This window comes from Mesorhizobium sp. M1307 (genome assembly GCF_040318155.1).
In the GTDB taxonomy this organism is placed as follows: domain Bacteria; phylum Pseudomonadota; class Alphaproteobacteria; order Rhizobiales; family Rhizobiaceae; genus Mesorhizobium.
Genome location: NZ_JAMYLR010000001.1, coordinates 582,101 through 598,673 on the forward strand (window position 1 = coordinate 582,101; position 16,573 = coordinate 598,673).

18 protein-coding genes and 1 pseudogene are annotated in these 16,573 nt (G+C 63.1%); 7 read left to right on the forward strand and 12 right to left on the reverse strand.

Annotation, left to right across the window (positions count from 1 at the left end):
* Positions 1-67 precede the first annotated feature (67 nt).
* From NKH16_RS03055 to NKH16_RS03065, 3 genes are all read right to left on the reverse strand, one after another.
* Positions 68-1,024, reverse strand: coding sequence for an alpha/beta fold hydrolase (locus tag NKH16_RS03055; protein ID WP_352745648.1), 957 nt, complete (start codon positions 1,022-1,024; stop codon positions 68-70).
* Positions 1,025-1,048: 24 nt separating this feature from the next.
* The gene (locus tag NKH16_RS03060; protein WP_352745651.1) at positions 1,049-1,534 is read right to left on the reverse strand and encodes an SRPBCC family protein; all 486 of its coding nucleotides are present in this window, start codon (positions 1,532-1,534) and stop codon (positions 1,049-1,051) included.
* 121 nt (positions 1,535-1,655) lie between these two features.
* The gene (locus NKH16_RS03065; RefSeq protein WP_023674751.1) at positions 1,656-1,904 is read right to left on the reverse strand and encodes a ParB N-terminal domain-containing protein; all 249 of its coding nucleotides are present in this window, start codon (positions 1,902-1,904) and stop codon (positions 1,656-1,658) included.
* A gap of 156 nt (positions 1,905-2,060) precedes the next feature.
* Here NKH16_RS03065 and NKH16_RS03070 point away from each other — a divergent pair, with 156 nt between their 5' ends.
* The 5 genes from NKH16_RS03070 to NKH16_RS03090 are packed head-to-tail and all read left to right on the forward strand — an operon-like array spanning position 2,061 to position 7,557.
* Positions 2,061-3,701, forward strand: a complete 1,641-nt coding sequence (locus NKH16_RS03070; protein WP_352684234.1) for a N,N-dimethylformamidase beta subunit family domain-containing protein — start codon at positions 2,061-2,063, stop codon at positions 3,699-3,701.
* A 1-nt stretch (position 3,702) separates the two neighbouring features.
* Positions 3,703-5,070 (forward strand): aminotransferase family protein, encoded by a 1,368-nt coding sequence (locus NKH16_RS03075; RefSeq protein ID WP_352684232.1) that lies wholly within the window; start codon positions 3,703-3,705, stop codon positions 5,068-5,070.
* Between the two features lie 7 nt (positions 5,071-5,077).
* Complete coding sequence (gene kce, locus NKH16_RS03080) at positions 5,078-6,007, forward strand: 3,5-dioxohexanoate:acetyl-CoA acetone transferase (RefSeq protein WP_352684230.1); 930 nt, start codon at positions 5,078-5,080, stop codon at positions 6,005-6,007.
* Positions 6,008-6,016: 9 nt separating this feature from the next.
* Positions 6,017-6,529: a GNAT family N-acetyltransferase gene (locus NKH16_RS03085; protein WP_352745653.1), complete on the forward strand. Its 513-nt coding sequence runs from the start codon at positions 6,017-6,019 to the stop codon at positions 6,527-6,529.
* Positions 6,526-7,557 (forward strand): histone deacetylase family protein, encoded by a 1,032-nt coding sequence (locus NKH16_RS03090; RefSeq protein ID WP_352449419.1) that lies wholly within the window; start codon positions 6,526-6,528, stop codon positions 7,555-7,557. The genes NKH16_RS03085 and NKH16_RS03090 overlap by 4 nt, the downstream gene beginning before the upstream one ends.
* 18 nt (positions 7,558-7,575) lie before the next feature.
* Here NKH16_RS03090 and NKH16_RS03095 read toward each other — a convergent pair whose 3' ends face one another.
* Positions 7,576-8,841: a cysteine desulfurase-like protein gene (locus tag NKH16_RS03095; RefSeq protein WP_352745656.1), complete on the reverse strand. Its 1,266-nt coding sequence runs from the start codon at positions 8,839-8,841 to the stop codon at positions 7,576-7,578.
* 48 nt (positions 8,842-8,889) lie between these two features.
* Positions 8,890-9,957 (reverse strand): aldo/keto reductase, encoded by a 1,068-nt coding sequence (locus NKH16_RS03100; RefSeq protein WP_352699971.1) that lies wholly within the window; start codon positions 9,955-9,957, stop codon positions 8,890-8,892.
* 382 nt (positions 9,958-10,339) lie between these two features.
* Between NKH16_RS03100 and NKH16_RS03105 the strand changes: the two genes are divergently transcribed.
* On the forward strand, positions 10,340-10,504 hold the full coding sequence (locus NKH16_RS03105; protein ID WP_023674744.1) for a hypothetical protein: 165 nt from the start codon (positions 10,340-10,342) through the stop codon (positions 10,502-10,504).
* A 50-nt stretch (positions 10,505-10,554) separates the two neighbouring features.
* Here NKH16_RS03105 and NKH16_RS03110 read toward each other — a convergent pair whose 3' ends face one another.
* Positions 10,555-11,061, reverse strand: a complete 507-nt coding sequence (locus NKH16_RS03110) for a DUF1993 domain-containing protein (RefSeq protein ID WP_352684221.1) — start codon at positions 11,059-11,061, stop codon at positions 10,555-10,557.
* Positions 11,062-11,184: 123 nt separating this feature from the next.
* On the opposite strand from NKH16_RS03110, the gene NKH16_RS03115 reads away from it, so the two are divergent.
* The gene (locus tag NKH16_RS03115) at positions 11,185-12,234 is read left to right on the forward strand and encodes a DUF1176 domain-containing protein (RefSeq protein ID WP_352684218.1); all 1,050 of its coding nucleotides are present in this window, start codon (positions 11,185-11,187) and stop codon (positions 12,232-12,234) included.
* Here the strand turns inward: NKH16_RS03115 and NKH16_RS03120 are convergent.
* The 6 genes and pseudogenes from NKH16_RS03120 to NKH16_RS03140 all read right to left on the reverse strand — a co-directional run bounded on the left by NKH16_RS03120 (position 12,231) and on the right by NKH16_RS03140 (position 16,557).
* Positions 12,231-13,088 (reverse strand): alpha/beta hydrolase, encoded by an 858-nt coding sequence (locus NKH16_RS03120; RefSeq protein ID WP_352684216.1) that lies wholly within the window; start codon positions 13,086-13,088, stop codon positions 12,231-12,233. The two genes, NKH16_RS03115 and NKH16_RS03120, sit on opposite strands and share 4 nt — an antisense overlap.
* A 92-nt stretch (positions 13,089-13,180) precedes the next feature.
* The gene (locus NKH16_RS03125; protein ID WP_352874672.1) at positions 13,181-14,791 is read right to left on the reverse strand and encodes an NTP transferase domain-containing protein; all 1,611 of its coding nucleotides are present in this window, start codon (positions 14,789-14,791) and stop codon (positions 13,181-13,183) included.
* Complete coding sequence (locus tag NKH16_RS03130; RefSeq protein WP_352449412.1) at positions 14,788-15,492, reverse strand: XdhC family protein; 705 nt, start codon at positions 15,490-15,492, stop codon at positions 14,788-14,790. The genes NKH16_RS03125 and NKH16_RS03130 overlap by 4 nt, the downstream gene beginning before the upstream one ends.
* Positions 15,493-15,498: 6 nt before the next feature.
* Positions 15,499-15,837 carry an XdhC family protein gene (locus NKH16_RS03135; RefSeq protein WP_023674738.1) on the reverse strand — a complete coding sequence of 113 codons (339 nt, stop codon included), beginning with the start codon at positions 15,835-15,837 and terminating at the stop codon, positions 15,499-15,501.
* A 63-nt stretch (positions 15,838-15,900) separates the two neighbouring features.
* Positions 15,901-16,029: pseudogene (locus tag NKH16_RS34980) on the reverse strand (AAA family ATPase); the annotation flags it as partial.
* Positions 16,030-16,062: 33 nt separating this feature from the next.
* Positions 16,063-16,557, reverse strand: coding sequence for a flavin reductase (locus NKH16_RS03140; RefSeq protein WP_352449411.1), 495 nt, complete (start codon positions 16,555-16,557; stop codon positions 16,063-16,065).
* Positions 16,558-16,573: the final 16 nt, after the last annotated feature.

The window sequence follows — 16,573 nt, forward strand, 5'->3', positions numbered from 1 at the left end:
GCCAAGGCCCCATGGGCGACATGCCGGCCATCTCGCGGAAGACGGCCGGCAGACAATTGACTGGGCGTCAGTTCGTTTCGTTGACGACCTCGTCCCAGGTCTTGACCTTGGTCTGGCCATTGAGGAACGGCGGCGCGGCAGCTGTCAGTTCCGGCGCGAAGAACACATCGTAGTGGGTGCGGTTCGGCACGATCGCCAGGCGGTTCTGCGACAGGTTCTCGCGCATCCAGCCGGCGTCCTTCAACCCGCCGCCGAGCATCTGATAGAACTTGATCTCGTGCTCGGGCCGGTACATGTCGCTGTCGCCGAACACCAGCATCACCGGCATTTTCAGCTTCGGCACGTCGGCCGAATAGTCGTAGTCCTTGCGCATATAGGCGCCAAGTTGGTCGAGCAGTTTCGGAAAATCCTCCGGATGCGGCGCAACCGCGACGTAGGATTTGTACATCGGCGTGTCCTTCATCATGTCGGCCATCGCCGCACCGACCTGTGCCTGCTGGCCACGCATCTCGGCATAGAAGCCGTCCGCGGCATAGCCGGTCGAGACCAGCACCAGGCGGCGCACCGTTTCAGGCTGCTGGACGGCCATGCGGAAGGCGACGCCGCCACCCAGCGAATAACCGATGACGTCGACCTTGTCGTAGCCGAGCGCCTTGACGATCGCCGCCATGTCGTCGCCCATCGCCTCCAGGCTGAGCGGCCGGTCGCCGAGTGCGGTGCGGCCATGGCCCTGCAGGTCAACGCCGATGACGGTGCGGTTCTCGGTAAGCTTCGGCAGGATCGGCGCGAACATGTCGGTCGTGCCGAGGCCGCCATGCAGCGGAAGCAGCGGCTCGCCCTTGCCGTAGACGGCGTAATAATAGTTCAGGCCGTTGATCGGCAGCAGGCCGGATTTTTCCGGCGTCGGCAGTGTTGCGGTTGCGGTCGTCATGGCGGGCTTGGCCTCCTCTGCGTTGATGGTGCCCGGCGCGGCAAATAGCGCGGCGGCCGAGGCGAATATGGCGAAAAATACCGATCTGGACACGTCAGTCTCCCTCTCCCGTTTGCATCAAAGTCGCTTTGCGACCTCCTCAAGCTGTTCGGCGCACTGGCCCCAGCCCTCGTGAAAACCCATTTTCTCGTGCTGTTCACGGTCGGCGACCGACCAATGCGCGACGCGGGCAATGTAGCGGGTCTTACCCTCGCCCTCGTCCTCAAAGGTCAGCACGACCGTCATGAACGGCTTTTCGGACGGCTCCCACGCCTTCGTATAGGCATCGGTGAAGACGAGCTTTTTGCCCGGTACGACTTCGAGGAAGATGCCTGGATTCGGGAACTCCTTGCCGTCGGGATCGGCCATGACGACAAGGGTGGAGCCACCGGTCCGCACATCCAATTCGGCGCGCGGCGTCATCCACGGCTTCGGCGAGAACCATTGCGTCAACAGCTTTGACTCGGTCCAGCAGCGATAGACGTTCTCGTGCGGCGCATCGATGATGCGCGCGAGAACCAGCTCGCGATCGGAGTTGGGGGCGATGTCGAGCTTGGTGGTCATGGTGTTTCCTCACATGTCGGCTTTGGCTTTCGTGTCTAGGACGAACCGACAAGACGCAAGCCGACACGGCCCGCGAAAAAATCCGCGGGACAGGAGATTCGAACGACGGAAATAAGTGGCTTCAGTGGCGCTTGGCTTGCACCAGATAGGCGTCGATCTCGGTCTCGCCGAGCCACTTGGCCGCTTCCAGCCGATGCAACCCTTCGACGAGGATATGGCGCTTGCCGTCATGGCGCACCTGGATCGGCATCTTCATGCCGTTTTCCAGAATGTCCTCGGCCAGATGGCGGACGGTCTCGGGATGCAGCGTCTTCTTGCGCGCCGTCGGCACGTAGATATCGTTGACCCTGACCTTTTGCACTCTCAGCATATCGGCTCCCGTGGCGGACAAGGCCGCCCTTTGTGAGATAGTCTGTTTGTCAGGCAAGGCCAAGGGAGCAGCCCGGCAATGGCTGGCCCGATCGTTTCCAATTGACGCTTGGCCGGCGGATGGCGGAAATGGCGGCCTTCGACCTTAGCGGTGTCCATGAACCATCCGCCGACCGAGTTTCCCGATTTCGGACTGACGCCGGAGCAGCGACGCCAGGCGGTGCGCAGCCATTACTGGGAATGGCCCGGTATGGATGGCGGGCGCGGCGAAATCTGGTGCTACAGCGACCGTTTTTCCTATCGTCCTGGCGACATGGTGGCACTGCATGTCAGTTCGACGGCCGCCGGTTTCGGCATCGCGATCATCCGCGACGGCGGCGCGGAAACGACAATGTTCGAAGGGACCGGAATCGCGGCGCGCTGGCAAGATACGCCGGACCAATGTTCGGTCGAAGGCTGCGGCTGGCAAGCGTCGTTCGAGTTTCGCATCGGCGACGACTGGCCGTCCGGCGCCTATCGCGTGACGCTGACGGCAGATGGCCGGGACGGCAAGCCGATCCGCTGCCACCATCTTTTTATCGTCGCGCCGCAGCCCGGCAAGAAGCCTGGCCGTGTGCTGCAGGTGGCGGCCACCGGCACCTGGCTCGCCTACAATACATGGGGCGGTTCCAACCATTACGAAGGCATCACCGGGCCAGGCCGGGACCAATATGCACGAATGGTGTCGACGCAGCGGCCTTGGTGCCGCGGCTTCGTCGTGCTGCCCAAGGATGCGCCGCGCGTGCCGCTCGAAGTCGCGGTGCCGCCGAAAACCGTGCCGCGCTATCCGCACATGGAATGGGCCTTTGCCACCGGCCATTCGAAGAAATACGCCTCAGCCGGCTGGGCAAGCTACGACAGCCATTTCTTCCGCTTCGCCGAGCGTGCCGGCTACGCCGTCGATCTCGCCAGCCAGCACGATCTGCATTTTTCGCCCGACATTCTCGACGGCTATGACTGCGTCGTCTTGGTCGGCCACGACGAATATTGGACCTGGGAAATGCGCGATGCGGTCGACACCTATGTCGAGCGCGGCGGTCATGCGGCGCGCTTTGCCGGCAATTTCATGTGGCAGACCAGGCTGGAGGACGAAGGCCGCCGGCAGGTCTGCTACAAATACCGCGCCCGCGCCGAGGACCCGGCCTATCGCGGCGGCGATATAAGGCGCGCCACCAATTCCTGGGAAGCGCCGGAAATCGGCCGGCCGGGTGCGGCGACCTTCGGCCTCAACGCGACAAGAGGCGTCTATGCCGGCTGGGGCGGCTGCGCGCCGCGCGGCGTACGCGGCTTTCCGGTCTACCGGCCGGAGCATTGGGCGTTTGCCGGCACCGGCATCTACTATGGCGACCTGCTCGGCGCCGACAGCCATGTCTATGGCTACGAGGTCGACGGGCTCGATTTCGAGATCCGCGGCGGCCTGCCCTACCCCAAGCCCGACAGCGGTGCACCGGACGGGCTGCAAGTGCTGGCCGTCGGCATGGCGAGCCAGGTCGAGGAAAGCGCCGACATTGCGTTCGAGGACCAGTTTCTCGGCGACGAGGACGGACGCTTCACCGCCGAGACGCTGTTCGGCGAGGCAAGCGATGCCAACCTCGACAAGGTCAAACGCGGCAACGGCATGATCGTCAATTTCCCGCGAGGCAAAGGCGAGGTGTTTCACGCCGGAAGCTGCGAATGGGTTGCCGGCCTGCTAAGGCAGGATGCGATGGTCGAGCGCGTCACCAGAAATGTCCTCGACCGCTATCTTGGAAAGCCATGACATGTTGAAGTCTCCTGCCCCGGAAACTCGCGAAGCCTCGCATCTGTTTTATCTATCCAGCCTGCGCCGGCCGCTGATCGACCGCGCCGAAGGCATCTACATGTGGACGCAGGATGGCCGCCGCTTCATCGACGGATCGAGCGGTCCGATGGTTGCCAATATCGGCCACTCCAATCGCAACGTGCTCGACGCGATGAAAAGGCAGATGGACCGCGCCACCTTCGCCTACCGCCTGCATTTCGAGAACGAACCGGCCGAGGAGCTCGCGCGGCAGCTGGCCGCCAAACTCCCTGAAGGCATGGACCGCATCTTCTTTGTCTCCGGCGGCTCGGAAGCGACCGAATCCTGCATCAAGCTGGCGCGGCAATGGGCGGTCGCCACCGGCCAGCCCAGCCGTTGGAAGGTGATCTCGCGCTTTCCCTCCTATCATGGCGGCACGCTCGGCGCGCTCGCCGTTACCGGCGACGATGCGCTGTCCGAAACATTTGTGCCGATGATGCAGATGATGCCGACCGTGCCGGCGCCCATCGCCTGGCGCGACCGCGACAATCTTTCGATGGAACAGCGCGGCATCCGCTACGCCGACATGCTGGAGGAAAAGATCCTCGCCGAGGGACCGCAGAGCGTGCTCGCCTTCATCATGGAGCCAGTCGGCGGCGCTGCCACGGCAGCACTGGTGGCGCCGGACAGCTACTATCCGCGTATCCGCGAGATCTGCGATCGCTACGGCATCTTGCTCATCCATGACGAAGTGATGAGCGGTGCCGGCCGCACCGGAAAATTCCTCGGCGGCGACCACTGGAACTGCAAGCCCGACATCGTCGCGCTGTCGAAGGGGCTGGGCTCTGGCTACGCGCCGCTCGGCGCGCTGGCGGCACCGATGCGGCTGGTGCAGCCTTTGCTCGCATCGGGCGGCTTTCAGCACGGCCATACCTACGCCGGCAACCCGCTCGCCTGCGCCGCCGGGCGCGCCGTACTCGGCGAAATGGATCGCCTCGGCCTGATCGCCAACGCGGCTGTCATGGGCGAGCTATTGATGGACGAGCTGAAGGGATTGGCGAAGCGGTTTCCGTTCATCGCCGACGTCCGCGGCAAGGGCCTGCTCACCGGTGCCGAAATGGTCGCCGACCCAGAAACGCTGAGGCCGATCGAGCCGGCAAAGAAGGCCACCCAGCATCTGCTCGACCTCGCCTACGAGCGCGGCCTGATCATCTACGGACGCAAGGTCAAGGGCGGTGTCGACGGCGACAATTTCATGGTCGCGCCGCCGATGATCGTCACCGCCGCGCAGATCGGCGAGATCGTATCCATCATCGGCGACTCGCTCGAGGTGCTGGCCGGCGAGCTCGACCTGCCGGTCGAAGGTTGAGGCGACCATGGCACCGCGCAAAGTCATTATCACCTGTGCCGTCACCGGGTCGGTACACACCCCGTCGATGTCGCCGCATCTGCCCGTGACGCCGGACCAGATCGCCGCAGACGCGATCGCCGCCGCCGAGGCCGGCGCTTCGATCCTGCATCTTCATGCCCGCGACCCCAAGGATGGGCGGCCGACCGCCGACCCCGAGGTGTTCATGCAGTTCCTGCCGCGCATCAAGCAGGCGACCGATGCGGTGATCAACATCACCACCGGCGGATCGTCGCTGATGACGCTCGACCAGCGGCTGGCCGCGCCGCTCAGGGCCGAGCCGGAAATGTGTTCGCTCAATATGGGTTCGATGAATTTTGCGCTGTTCCCGATGCTCGAGCGGCCGCGAGAATGGCAGCACGAATGGGAGCCGAAGCTGCTCGAGGCTACCCGTGACACGATCTTCAAGAACACCTTTGCCGATATGGAGACGGTGCTGGAAAAGCTTGGGCGCGGCTGTGGCACGCGTTTCGAATTCGAGTGCTACGATGTCGGCCATCTCTATTCGCTTGCGCATTTCCGCGACCGCGGGCTGGTGTCGGGACCATTGTTCATCCAATTCGTGTTCGGCATATTGGGTGGTATCGGCGCCGATCCAGAAAACCTGGTCCACATGAAGCGCATCGCCGACAAACTGTTCGGCGAGAGCTACCGGTTTTCGGTGCTGGCCGCCGGACGCCACCAGATGCCGATGATCTCGATTGCGGCGGCAATGGGCGGCAACGTCCGCGTCGGGCTGGAGGACAGCCTCTACGACGGGCGCCAGCTCGCCAAGTCCAATGCCGACCACGTCCGCCGGATCCGCGGCGTGCTCGAAGGGCTGTCGCTGGACGTCGCAACGCCGGCCGAGGCACGGCAGATGCTGGCGCTCAAGGGCGGCGACCGCGTGGCGTTCTGAGATGCGGCCGTGACCAACCCACCGTCAAGAGACATTGTCATCCGCCCCGGCCGGGTTGAGGACGTCGAAACCATCCACGCCGCGCTCCTGCGGCTCGGCGCGCATGTCGGCGCACATCAGGAGATCACCTCGACAGCTCAGGATCTCCGCACCTATGGCTTTGGCGAAAAGCCTGCCTTCTCGACCTTGATCGCCGAAGTCGGTGGCGAATTTGCCGGGCTTTGCTTGTATTTTCCGATCTTCTCGACATGGATGGGACGGCCCGGCGTCTATGTGCAGGACCTCTATGTCGAGGATCGTTTTCGTGGCGGCAGGATCGGCGAGCGCCTGCTGCGCCGGGTCGCGGCGCAATGCCGGAAGGCAGGCGGCGTCTATCTCAGGCTGTCCGTCGATACCGACAACGAGACCGCCAAGGCTTTTTACGAACGGTTGGGCATTGCCTGGTCGAGCTACGAGCAGGTGCAGAAGATCGTCGGCGACGCCTTTTTCGCCTTCGCCGATGCACCGGAGGAGCCAACATGAAAGCCTTCTATGCCGAAGAACAGAAGCGCCACGACCCGAAGGCGTTCCTCTCAAGCGGCGCGCCGCAGCCCAATCCGGAAAGGCCGGAACGGGTCGAGCGATTGTTGGCCGGCGCAAAGGCTGCCGGCTGCACGATCGAACGGCCGCGGGATCACGGGCTCTGCCCGATTGCGGCGGTGCATACGCCGGAATACCTCGATTTTCTCCAGCATATCTTCGCGCGCTGGCAGCGCATCGAGGGCGCCTCGGCCGAGGTCATCCCCAATATCCATCCGATCGCGCGGAACGGCTCCTATCCGGCCTCGGCGGTCGGCCAGGCCGGCTACCACATGGCCGACACCGCCTGCCCGATCTCCAGCGAGACGTGGCAGAGCGCGCTTTGGAGCGCCTGGAGCGCGGTTGAAACCGCCGAGGCGGTGATGTCGGGAGCGCCGGCCGCCTATGCGCTGTGCCGGCCGCCCGGCCATCACGCCTTTGCCGATGTCGCCGGCGGCTTCTGCTTCATCAACAATTCGGCCGTCGCTGCACAGGTTCTGCGCAAGCAGGCGGCGCGGGTGGCGATCCTCGATGTCGACCTGCACCACGGCAACGGCACGCAAGGCATCTTCTATGCCCGGCCGGACGTGCTCACCGTGTCGCTGCATGCCGACCCGGTGCGCTTCTACCCGTTTTTCTGGGGCTATGGCGACGAGCGCGGCGAAGGCGCCGGCCTCGGCTACAATCTCAACCTGCCGCTGCCGCGCAAATCCGGCGATGCAGCGTTCCTCGAAGCGCTGGAGGCATCGTTCCAGCGCATCAACGCCTTCTCGCCCGATGCGCTTGTGGTGGCGCTGGGGCTAGATGCCTTCGAAGGCGATCCGTTCGGCGGGCTGTCGGTGAGCACGCCTGGTTTTTCGCGCATTGGCGAGGTGATCGCCGGGCTCGGCCTGCCAACGGTCATCGTCCAGGAAGGCGGCTATCTCTGCGACGAGCTCGGCGACAATCTCACCGCCTTCCTCACCGGTTTTGGCGGCGCCCACAAGCGATGATCCGCCCGCGAGGGCCGCTCAGGATCGTTCCTGCCTCAGCATGGCGACAACGCGATGCACGCTCTCCAGCGTCTCGTCGATTTCGGCTGAAGTGTTGTAATGAGCGATGCCGATGCGCACCACCCCCTGCTCGGCCGGAATGCCGAGCTGGTGGACGATCTCCCAGGCGTAGTTGTGGCCGGACCACAGGAAGATGTTTTCGGCATTCATCTGCCGCACGATCGTCTCCGGCACGATGCCTTCGACAGTGAACGACACCGTCGGCACACGCTCATTGATCCGCTTCGGATCGGTGATGCCGTGGATGGTCAGGCCGGCAATATCCGACAGACCGCCGATCAGCTGTCGCGTCAGCGGGTTCTCGTAAGCGATTGAAACTTCGAAGGCCTTGGCGATTTTCAACCGACGCGATCCTTGCGGGCCGGCTGCCGCGCCCAACTCGGCAAAATAATCGACAGCCGCCGACAGGCCGGCCATCAATTCAATTTGCGGCGTGCCAAGCTCGAAGCGCTCCGGCAAGGCATTGGACGAGCAACGGCACTTATACGGCTTAAGCGCATCGATAACGTCCAGCCTGCCCCACAAAATTCCCATATGCGGGCCGAAGAACTTGTAAGCCGAGCAGATCAGGAAATCGCAGCCGAGGTTTTGGACGTCGATCAGGCCATGCGGCGCGAACTGGACGGCATCGACGTAGACCAACGCACCAGCCCGCCTGGCGATGCCGGTCAACGCCTTCACCCGGTTGATCGACCCGGTGAGATTGCTGGCGTAGTTGAGCGCGACGAGCCGCGTCCTCTCGGAAAGCAGCGCGGCGAGCGCCGCCTCCTCGATCTGCCAGCTCTGCTGGTCGAAAGGCAGCCAGCGCACGACAAGGCCAAGGTCTTCTGCCAGTTGCAGCCAGGGCGAGACGTTGCCCTCATGGTCCATGCGGGTGAGGATGATCTCGTCCCCGGGCTTCATCGTGCGGCCGAGCGTTCGCGACATGTGGTAGGTCAATGTCGTCATGTTGGCACCGATGATGATTTCTTGCGGGCTCGCAGCGCCGAGAAAATCCGCCATCGCCAGGTGGGCCTCGTCCACGATGTCTTGTGCTGCAACGGTGGTCTCGAAGAAGCCGCCGAGGTTGGCATTGGTGGTCAGCAAGCAACGCGATACTGCATCCGCCACCGCCTGCGGGACCTGCGTGCCGGCAGGATTGTCGAGATAGATGCGCCGGCGGCTCTTGTCGGTCAGCGACAAAGCCGGAAATTTCGCGCGCACCGCGTCGATCCGGAAGTCCACGGCTGTTCCCCTCTCCTTATGACGATCGGACAACCACGTCCCGACGCATCAAGGGCACGGATTGCCGACGCGCTGGTGGATCGCATCAACGGCTTTCTGCATGTCCTCGGTCCAGACCACGTCGGCGGAAGAGAGCGCCATTTCGAGTTGCGAAATGGTGGTGGCGCCGATGATGTTCGAGGTGACCAAGGGCCGGTTCGAGATATAGGCATTGGCAAACAGCGCCGGCTCCATGCCGAAGGTGCGCGCCAACCGGTTGTATTCGAGCTGCACCTCGGCAGCATTCGGAGTCTCGTAGCGCTGGCCGCGGTTGAACAACTGCGAGCGCGAGCCCTGCGGCCGCGCGCCATGATCGTATTTGCCGGTCAAATAGCCTTGCGCCAGCGGCGAATAGGCAAGCAGCGACACCTGCTCGCGCTCGCAGACTTCGGCAAGGTTCACCTCGAAGGTGCGATTGACGAAATTATAGGCGTTCTGCAGCGAGGCGACGCGCGGGCCGAGGCCCTTGTCGGCTTCGGCGATGAAACGCATGACGCCCCAGGAATTCTCGTTCGACAGGCCGAAATGGCGGATCTTGCCGGCCTTCACCAGTTCATCGAATACGGCAAGCGTCTCGGCGATCGACGTCTCGCCCTCCGGCACGCCGGCGGCATCGGAGCGTCGCGGCACAGCGCCGATGCGGTTCGGATTGGCGCCCCACGGCACGTCGCGTTCCGGCCAGTGGATCTGGTAGAGATCGATGTAATCGGTATTGAGCCTGGCCAGCGATTTTTCGACTGCATCGAAGATGTCGGCGCGCACCAGCTTCGACGGGCGGTCGCCGCGAAACCAGGTATTGGCGGTGCGGCCGACCACTTTCGAGGCGATGATCACCTGGCCGCGATTGCGCTTCTCCTTCATCCAATTGCCGATGATTGTCTCGGTACGGCCTTGTGTCTCCGCCTTGGGCGGGATCGGATAGAGTTCGGCGGTGTCGATGAAATTGACGCCGCGAGCAAACGCCAGATCCATCTGGGCGTGACCGTCCGCCTCGGTGTTCTGCTGGCCCCAGGTCATCGATCCGAGGCAGATCTGCGACACGAAAAGATCGGTCTGGCCGAGACGGCGTTTGTGCATGGAGTTTCTCCGGCGGGAATTTTGCGCGGCTGCGCGAGAAGGAAGCAACAGCATACAGGAAAGCGCCGGCCGCTTCCAAGCCCGCCGCCGGCAGGCCAGGCGACTTTCTCAGGACGCCGACGAACGGGGTTTATCCCCGCGGCCAATAAAAAGCCGGACTGCATGTGAATGCAGTCCGGAATTTCGCCAGGAATGGCGAGCAAAAACCGGCCAAGTGCCGGCACTGACTCCTACGGTCGAAGCGCCGCAGAAGTTTCGCCGGAACAGCCGAATTATGTCAAAAAAGATCGGGGCAGCATGGCTGCCATGCGAATGCTGCACTGCACAATCGTCACGATTCGGCTATATTGGAGACCGTGGAGGATCAACAGGGGCTTGAATCATGGGGTTCTTCACTGAAATGTTCGCCCGTCCGCGTCCGCGGGAACAGCTGCGTTATCGTGCGGCACTGGCGCTGCTCCATTCGATGAGCAATGCCGATCGCGCCGATATCGGCGTCAAGCCGGCCGATTTCCCGCGCATCGCCCGGGAAATGTCCCTACGCTAAACAGCGCGCCGTGAGATATCCCGCCGCAGCGGATATCTCACGAGCGAATCTCAACGCAATCCGAGGAAGATCGACTTGCCCAATGGCACGCCGTTGTGGCGCAGGATGTCGTAGGCGGTGGTCAGGTGGAAGTAGAAATTGGGCATGGCGGCATGCAGCAGATACTGCATTCCCGGCATCGAAACCTCGCGTGCCGCAAGCCGCAGTTCGATCATCCTGTCATCTGAACCATCGAATTCGGCCGCCGAAAATGTCGCGAGATGAGCCAATGTCTTGGCAAGGCGGGCCTGCAGATCAGCGAAGCTCGCCTCATTGTCCTCGTATTTTGGCACCTCGCGCCCGGCAAGCCGCGACGGCGCGCCCTTGGCGTGATCGGTGGCAATCTGTACCTGCCTGGTCAGGGCGAACATGTCCGGCGCCAGCCTCGCCGTGAGATACACCTGCGGGTCGATCTTGCGATCAGCGGCATTTTGCTCGGCAATGTTCAGCACATTGGCTAGTGCCTTCAGCCTCGCCGAAAATACCGGCACGGATGCTTCATACATTGATATGGTCACAAGAAATCTCCACGCGGCCCGACTGCCCACGGCGAGAGGTAGCGCTTTCGCAGGCGATTGTTCAAGCGTCACCACGCCGCCGCAATCGATATGATAGGATTTTTCATCGAGTGGAGGTTCCCGATGAGACGCGCCCTTTTTGCAGCGACCGCTTTTTTCTCCCTTGCCGCTACCAGCCAACCGGTGCTCGCCGCCGACGCGCCTTACATAGACGACAGGTCGGATGCCGAAGCGGTCATCCGGTCGCTTTATAGTGCCATCAGCCGGCACGAATTCGCGCGCGCCTGGGACTATTTCGGCGACACCAAGCCGGCCAAGGACTTCGATGCTTTCGTCAAAGGCTATGACGGCACCGACACGGTCGAAGTCAAAATCGGTGGTGTGTCCGAAGACGGTGCTGCCGGCAGCATCTATTACAGCGTCCCCGTCGCCATCCGGGCGACGGCCAACGACGGCAGCGAGAATGTCTTTGCCGGTTGCTACACGCTGCGCCAGATCAACGCTTCGATCCAGGAACCGCCATTTCGCTCGATCTTCATCGACAAGGGTGCGCTGAAACCCTCAAAGGCCGATTTCGAGGATGCCGTGCCGGCAAGCTGCGGCGAAGGACCGACGCCGCCGAAGAAGGACGCAGCGCTTGAGCAGGCCAAGAAGGCCTTCGCAGCGACCTATGGCGACCAATGCGACAAGGACATGCCCGGCGGCGATCCGCGAGGAGAGCCGGACGCCTACTCGCTCCGCTACAAGGATGCGGGGGCGGCCGAAAACGAGCCCGAACGCGAGACACGGCTGTTTCGCTTTTTCTGCTCGATGGCCGCCTACAATGAGAGCGCAGTCTATTACATCTACGACGACGTATCGGGCGTCCGGCAATTGCAATTCGCGTCACCGGAACTCGATATTCGCTATGAGAACAACAATAGCGAAGGCAAGGTCGAGGGCATCAACATCATCGGCTTCCAGACCGACGACCAGTTGGTCAACTCCGAATATGACGAGGCCACCAAAACGATTTCATCCTCGAACAAATGGCGCGGCGTCGGCGACGCCTCGTCGGCCGGCACCTACCTGTTTCGCCACGGCAATTTCTCGCTGGTGCAGTATGAGGTCGATGCCTCTTATGACGGCGAGATCAACCCGCAGACCGTGCTCGACTACAACACCGCGCCCTAAGGGACCTTCGATAACATCCAGTTGAGTGTGTCCCGCCAGTCGGTCATGCGGATCGGCGTGCCATGTGTGCCGGTCTCGAAGCGGACAAAGCGGGTCGGGTAGGCTTTCGATTTGCCCAGAATCGATCGGAAGAAGGCTTCCTGTTTCTCGATTGGAAACACCGGGTCCTTGCTGCCCTGGCCGAAGAAGACCGGCACACGGCGCTTGAATGCGGAGCTTGAGAAGAAACTCTCGTCCCACAGCGAGCCGAGCAGCAGCAGCCCGTCGATGCGCCCGCCGGAGTCCTTGCGCCCTGCCAGCTTCCAGCACAACGCGCCGCCCATAGAGCCGCAGGCGACGAAGATTTTTGCGCGCGGCGACTGTTCGGCATAGTGGCCGATCAATGCGGCGATCTGGGCGGCACCGGTGTCACCGAAATCGGAAAAATCCGGCGACAGATAGAGGCCGCCATTACCGGCCATCAGGTTCTTGATACGGTTGAAATTGCCGCCGAAAGTGAAATCGTCAGCACCCTGCTTACGGCTACCGCCCTGCCCGTGCAGATAGAGCACGATGATGCTGGCGCCCTCGGCGTTGCCGACCGCGATGTGGCGGACATCGCCGGCATCGGTCTTCAGCAACAAATCCTGCTGCACCTTGCGCACACCGATATCGGTGTATTGCGCATGCACCCGGCGCTCAGGCACTTCGTCGCGGGCGTTGATATCGCGCAGCTCACGATAATCGATGACCGTATAGGCGCCGTTGCTTTCGGACGAAAGTGTGGCCGGATATGCGAACAGATCGTCCTTGAAGGGTTTGAGTTCGAGAGCGTTGGCGTAGGCTGCACGAGAGAGCGACAAAAGAATCGCCATCAGCAGGGCCGGGAGGCCGGAGGGAGGCAAGCGGAACCGGAAGCAGGAACGAAAGGCCATCCCTCAGCCATGCGTTTTTCGGCTTCGGTTTGTCAATCCTGCAGCACGCCGCCAGCGCTTTCCAGCGCCTCGCGCGTGTCGACATCGACGGCTGCCCCTTCGCCGATCTCGACGTCGATGACGTCGAACCCTTCGGCCTCGACCAGATGGCGGGCCCCGGTATCGCCTTCGAGGTGAGCGATCGCGGCAAACAGCGAACGCGGCAGCAGCACGGGATTGCCGCGCCGCCCATCGTGCGAGGCCCGCACCACCGATCGGCCTTCGGACCTGCAGAACGCCTCGATCAGCCTGTCGAGGTCGGCCGAGGCGACGCCGGGCATATCGCCGAGGACAATCATGGCGCCGGCGGCGTCGCCGGAAATCTTGGCGATGCCGGCCTTCAGCGACGAAGACAGACCCTCGCCGAAATCCGGATTGTCGGCGAAGGTCATATCGAGGCCAGACAGTGCATCTCGCACGCGCTCGCGCTGGTGGCCAGTGACGACGATGGTGGCCGCGGCTTTCGAACCGACCGCGCGTTCGGCAGTGCGACGGACCAGCGGCTTGCCGTCGAACAGCGCCAAGAGCTTGTTCGGCCCGCCCATGCGGCTGGAGCGGCCGGCGGCCAGAAGCACGATCTCGACCTTTGGTTCGGCTTTGGCCGGCAATGGCTCGCGCGGTTGCGGCCGCGTCGGAATTTCCATCAACAACCCGCCGACACCCATGCCGGCAATATCCCTGGCGGTCACGTCGAGACCGGCGATCAGCCGGTCGAGCACCCAGTCGAAGCCGTTCTCCTTGGGACTGCGGGCGCAGCCCGGCGCACCGATGATGCGCTTGCCGCCGAGTGTGCCGAGCACCAGCAGATTGCCGGGATCGACCGGCATGCCGGCGCGGATGACAGTGCCGCCCGCCCTTTCGATCGCAGCAGGAACGACGTCGCCGAAATCGGCCATCGCCGAAGCGCCGAAGATCACCACCATATCGTTGTCGCGGATCAGCGAGGCCGCAGCCTCGGCGACGGGGATAATTTCATGCGGGGTTCGACGCTCCGCCGTCAGCCTGCCGCCCGAACGCGCCAGGCGCGCTTCGGTGACGCGCAGCGTCTTGTCGAGCACGCTGGGTTTGATGCCGGGCAGCACCGTCTGGATGACGCCGACGCGCACCGGCTGATAGGCGTTGACCGCAAAGATCTCGCCGCCCGCGCAGATCCTTGCCACCGCATCGACCAAAGCGGAGGCGACCGCAAACGGAATGATCTTCACCGTTGCTACCATCTGACCTTTTTCGACCGGCGCATGCTGCGCGAGCGTGGCGATGGTGATCGTCGGATCGACGGCGTTGATGGCGTTGATCATCGCCGCGTCGACGGTGAACATGCCGGCAGCCTGCGCGTGGAGGTTGACCCTACCTGTCGCGGCGGGCTTCGCCTCGATGTTGCGATGGATCATGGATGCGGCGATCTTTTCGGCAGCGACGTCCTCGCTGAGATCATCGGGCGCCAACACCGCCGCTACGACCTCGGAAATGCCAGCGGCCTTCAACAGGGACACATCCCCGGCGCTTAGCCTGTGCGCCTTGCGGAAGCGGCGCTCTCCGACCGTGGTGGCGTGCGCAAGCACTGCCCCTTCGGCCGTATCGATCGCAACGGGACCAAATTTCACGCGACCGCGCCTTTGGATTCGAGGCCGCGGGAGCGAAAGGCGTGGATCGCTTGCGCCAACACCGCGACGGCGATCTCGGCCGGGCTGGCAGCCCCAATGTCGAGGCCGATCGGGGCATGAATGCGGGCGATCTGGTCGGCTGTCGCTCCCGAAGCCAGCAGGCGTTCCACACGTTTGGCGTGGGTCTTGCGGCTGCCGAGCGCGCCGACATAAAAGCAGCCGGCGTCGAGCGCCGCCTTCAGCGCGGAATCGTCGATCTTCGGATCGTGGGTGAGAGCAGCCAGCGCCGTATAGCTATCGAGCGGCTGACGCGTCAGCACATCCTCTGGCCATTCGGCATGCAGCGCGATATCGGGAAAACGATCGGGCGTGGCAAAGGCCGTGCGCGGATCGATGATCTCGACAGGATAGCCGGCGATCCTGGCCATCGGTGCCAGCGCCTGGCTGATGTGGACGGCGCCGATCACCACCAGCCGCGGCTGCGGCAGATGTGCGTTGAGGAAGAAGGTCCGTCCCTCAGCTTCGACCGAACCGGAATTGCCCGTGCGAAATGCCTTGGCGATGGCCGCCCCGAGTTCGCCGGCTACCCGGTCGCCCTCGCGCACGACACGGTCGCGGCCGTCGTCGAGATCGGTGACCAGGATTGCCGCGCGGCGGGCGCGGCGTTCGGCGTTGAGTGTCTTCAGCGCATAGGGATCCATTCGAGATCAACCCAATCTTTCTACATAGACCTTGATGCGGCCGCCGCATGACAGGCCGACTTGCCAGGCGGTCTCGTCTGCGACGCCGAATTCGAGCATTTTGGCCGTGCCGCTATCGATAACATCGACCGCCTCGGTGACCACCGCGCCTTCGACGCAGCCGCCAGAGACTGAGCCGTGGAAATTGCCTTCCGCATCGATGACCAGGTGGCTGCCGACCGGGCGCGGCGCCGAGCCCCAGGTCTCGACCACAGTGGCAATGGCGACATCCTTGCCGTCCTTCATCCAGCCCTCCGCGATGATCAGCGGGTCGCGGGCCTCATCGAGATAGATACTGCGTTCCATGATTTTCTCCCTGGCAGACATGTGGTTATGCGACGCGCTTCACGCCAGCCTCGATCCACGGGCGCGCGTCGACCGAACGCATAAAAACAGCACGGTTGCCAGCGACCGGTCCGCACATAATCCGCACGGGTTAACAGATCGAGCGTCTCGTCGACCGTCCGCGGCGTCGGACGCGGTTTTCAACTCGGTCATTCTGTTTTCGCGGGCGCGGCCATCTGAAAGCCTCTACAAAGCGTGGTAGCCGCGGTTGTGATAGATCAGCGGCCGCAAATTATCGCCGATGCGCAAACCTGTAACTTGGCCAAAAAGCACACGGTGGGTGGCCAGATCCTTGGAGTCGATCAGTTCGCAGTCGAAGACGGCGAGCGCGCCCTTCAGCGTCGGCGCACCGGTCGAGATCACATCCCATTCGGCCAACGCGAAACGCTCCTCGACCGGCAGGCCGGTAATGCCGGAAAAGCCGATCGACAGCGGCTCCTGATCCGAAGCCAGCGTGTTCAGGGCAAATTTGCCGTTTTCCACGAACGGCTCGTTCTTGGGATTTTCACGATTGAGGCAAACCAGGATGGTTGGCGGCGTGTCCGACACCGAGCAGGCCGCGATCACCGTCGCGCCGCGCCTGCCGGCAGGGCCATCGGTGGTGACTACATGCACATGGCCAGCAAAATGGGCCATCGCGTCGCGGTAGGCCTGCGGCCCGATGTCATTCTTCTTCAGCACCGATGATTTTCCACTA

What these genes read in the sequence shown, in the direction of transcription:
- NKH16_RS03060 (WP_352745651.1), bottom strand. Translation starts at nt 1,534, where the DNA reads ATGACCACCAAGCTCGACATCGCCCCCAACTCCGATCGCGAGCTGGTT.
- NKH16_RS03065 (WP_023674751.1), bottom strand. Translation starts at nt 1,904, where the DNA reads ATGCTGAGAGTGCAAAAGGTCAGGGTCAACGATATCTACGTGCCGACG.
- NKH16_RS03070 (WP_352684234.1), top strand. Translation starts at nt 2,061, where the DNA reads ATGAACCATCCGCCGACCGAGTTTCCCGATTTCGGACTGACGCCGGAG.
- NKH16_RS03075 (WP_352684232.1), top strand. Translation starts at nt 3,703, where the DNA reads ATGTTGAAGTCTCCTGCCCCGGAAACTCGCGAAGCCTCGCATCTGTTT.
- kce (WP_352684230.1), top strand. Translation starts at nt 5,078, where the DNA reads ATGGCACCGCGCAAAGTCATTATCACCTGTGCCGTCACCGGGTCGGTA.
- NKH16_RS03090 (WP_352449419.1), top strand. Translation starts at nt 6,526, where the DNA reads ATGAAAGCCTTCTATGCCGAAGAACAGAAGCGCCACGACCCGAAGGCG.
- NKH16_RS03100 (WP_352699971.1), bottom strand. Translation starts at nt 9,957, where the DNA reads ATGCACAAACGCCGTCTCGGCCAGACCGATCTTTTCGTGTCGCAGATC.
- NKH16_RS03105 (WP_023674744.1), top strand. Translation starts at nt 10,340, where the DNA reads ATGGGGTTCTTCACTGAAATGTTCGCCCGTCCGCGTCCGCGGGAACAG.
- NKH16_RS03115 (WP_352684218.1), top strand. Translation starts at nt 11,185, where the DNA reads ATGAGACGCGCCCTTTTTGCAGCGACCGCTTTTTTCTCCCTTGCCGCT.
- NKH16_RS03120 (WP_352684216.1), bottom strand. Translation starts at nt 13,088, where the DNA reads ATGGCGATTCTTTTGTCGCTCTCTCGTGCAGCCTACGCCAACGCTCTC.
- NKH16_RS03130 (WP_352449412.1), bottom strand. Translation starts at nt 15,492, where the DNA reads ATGGATCCCTATGCGCTGAAGACACTCAACGCCGAACGCCGCGCCCGC.
- NKH16_RS03135 (WP_023674738.1), bottom strand. Translation starts at nt 15,837, where the DNA reads ATGGAACGCAGTATCTATCTCGATGAGGCCCGCGACCCGCTGATCATC.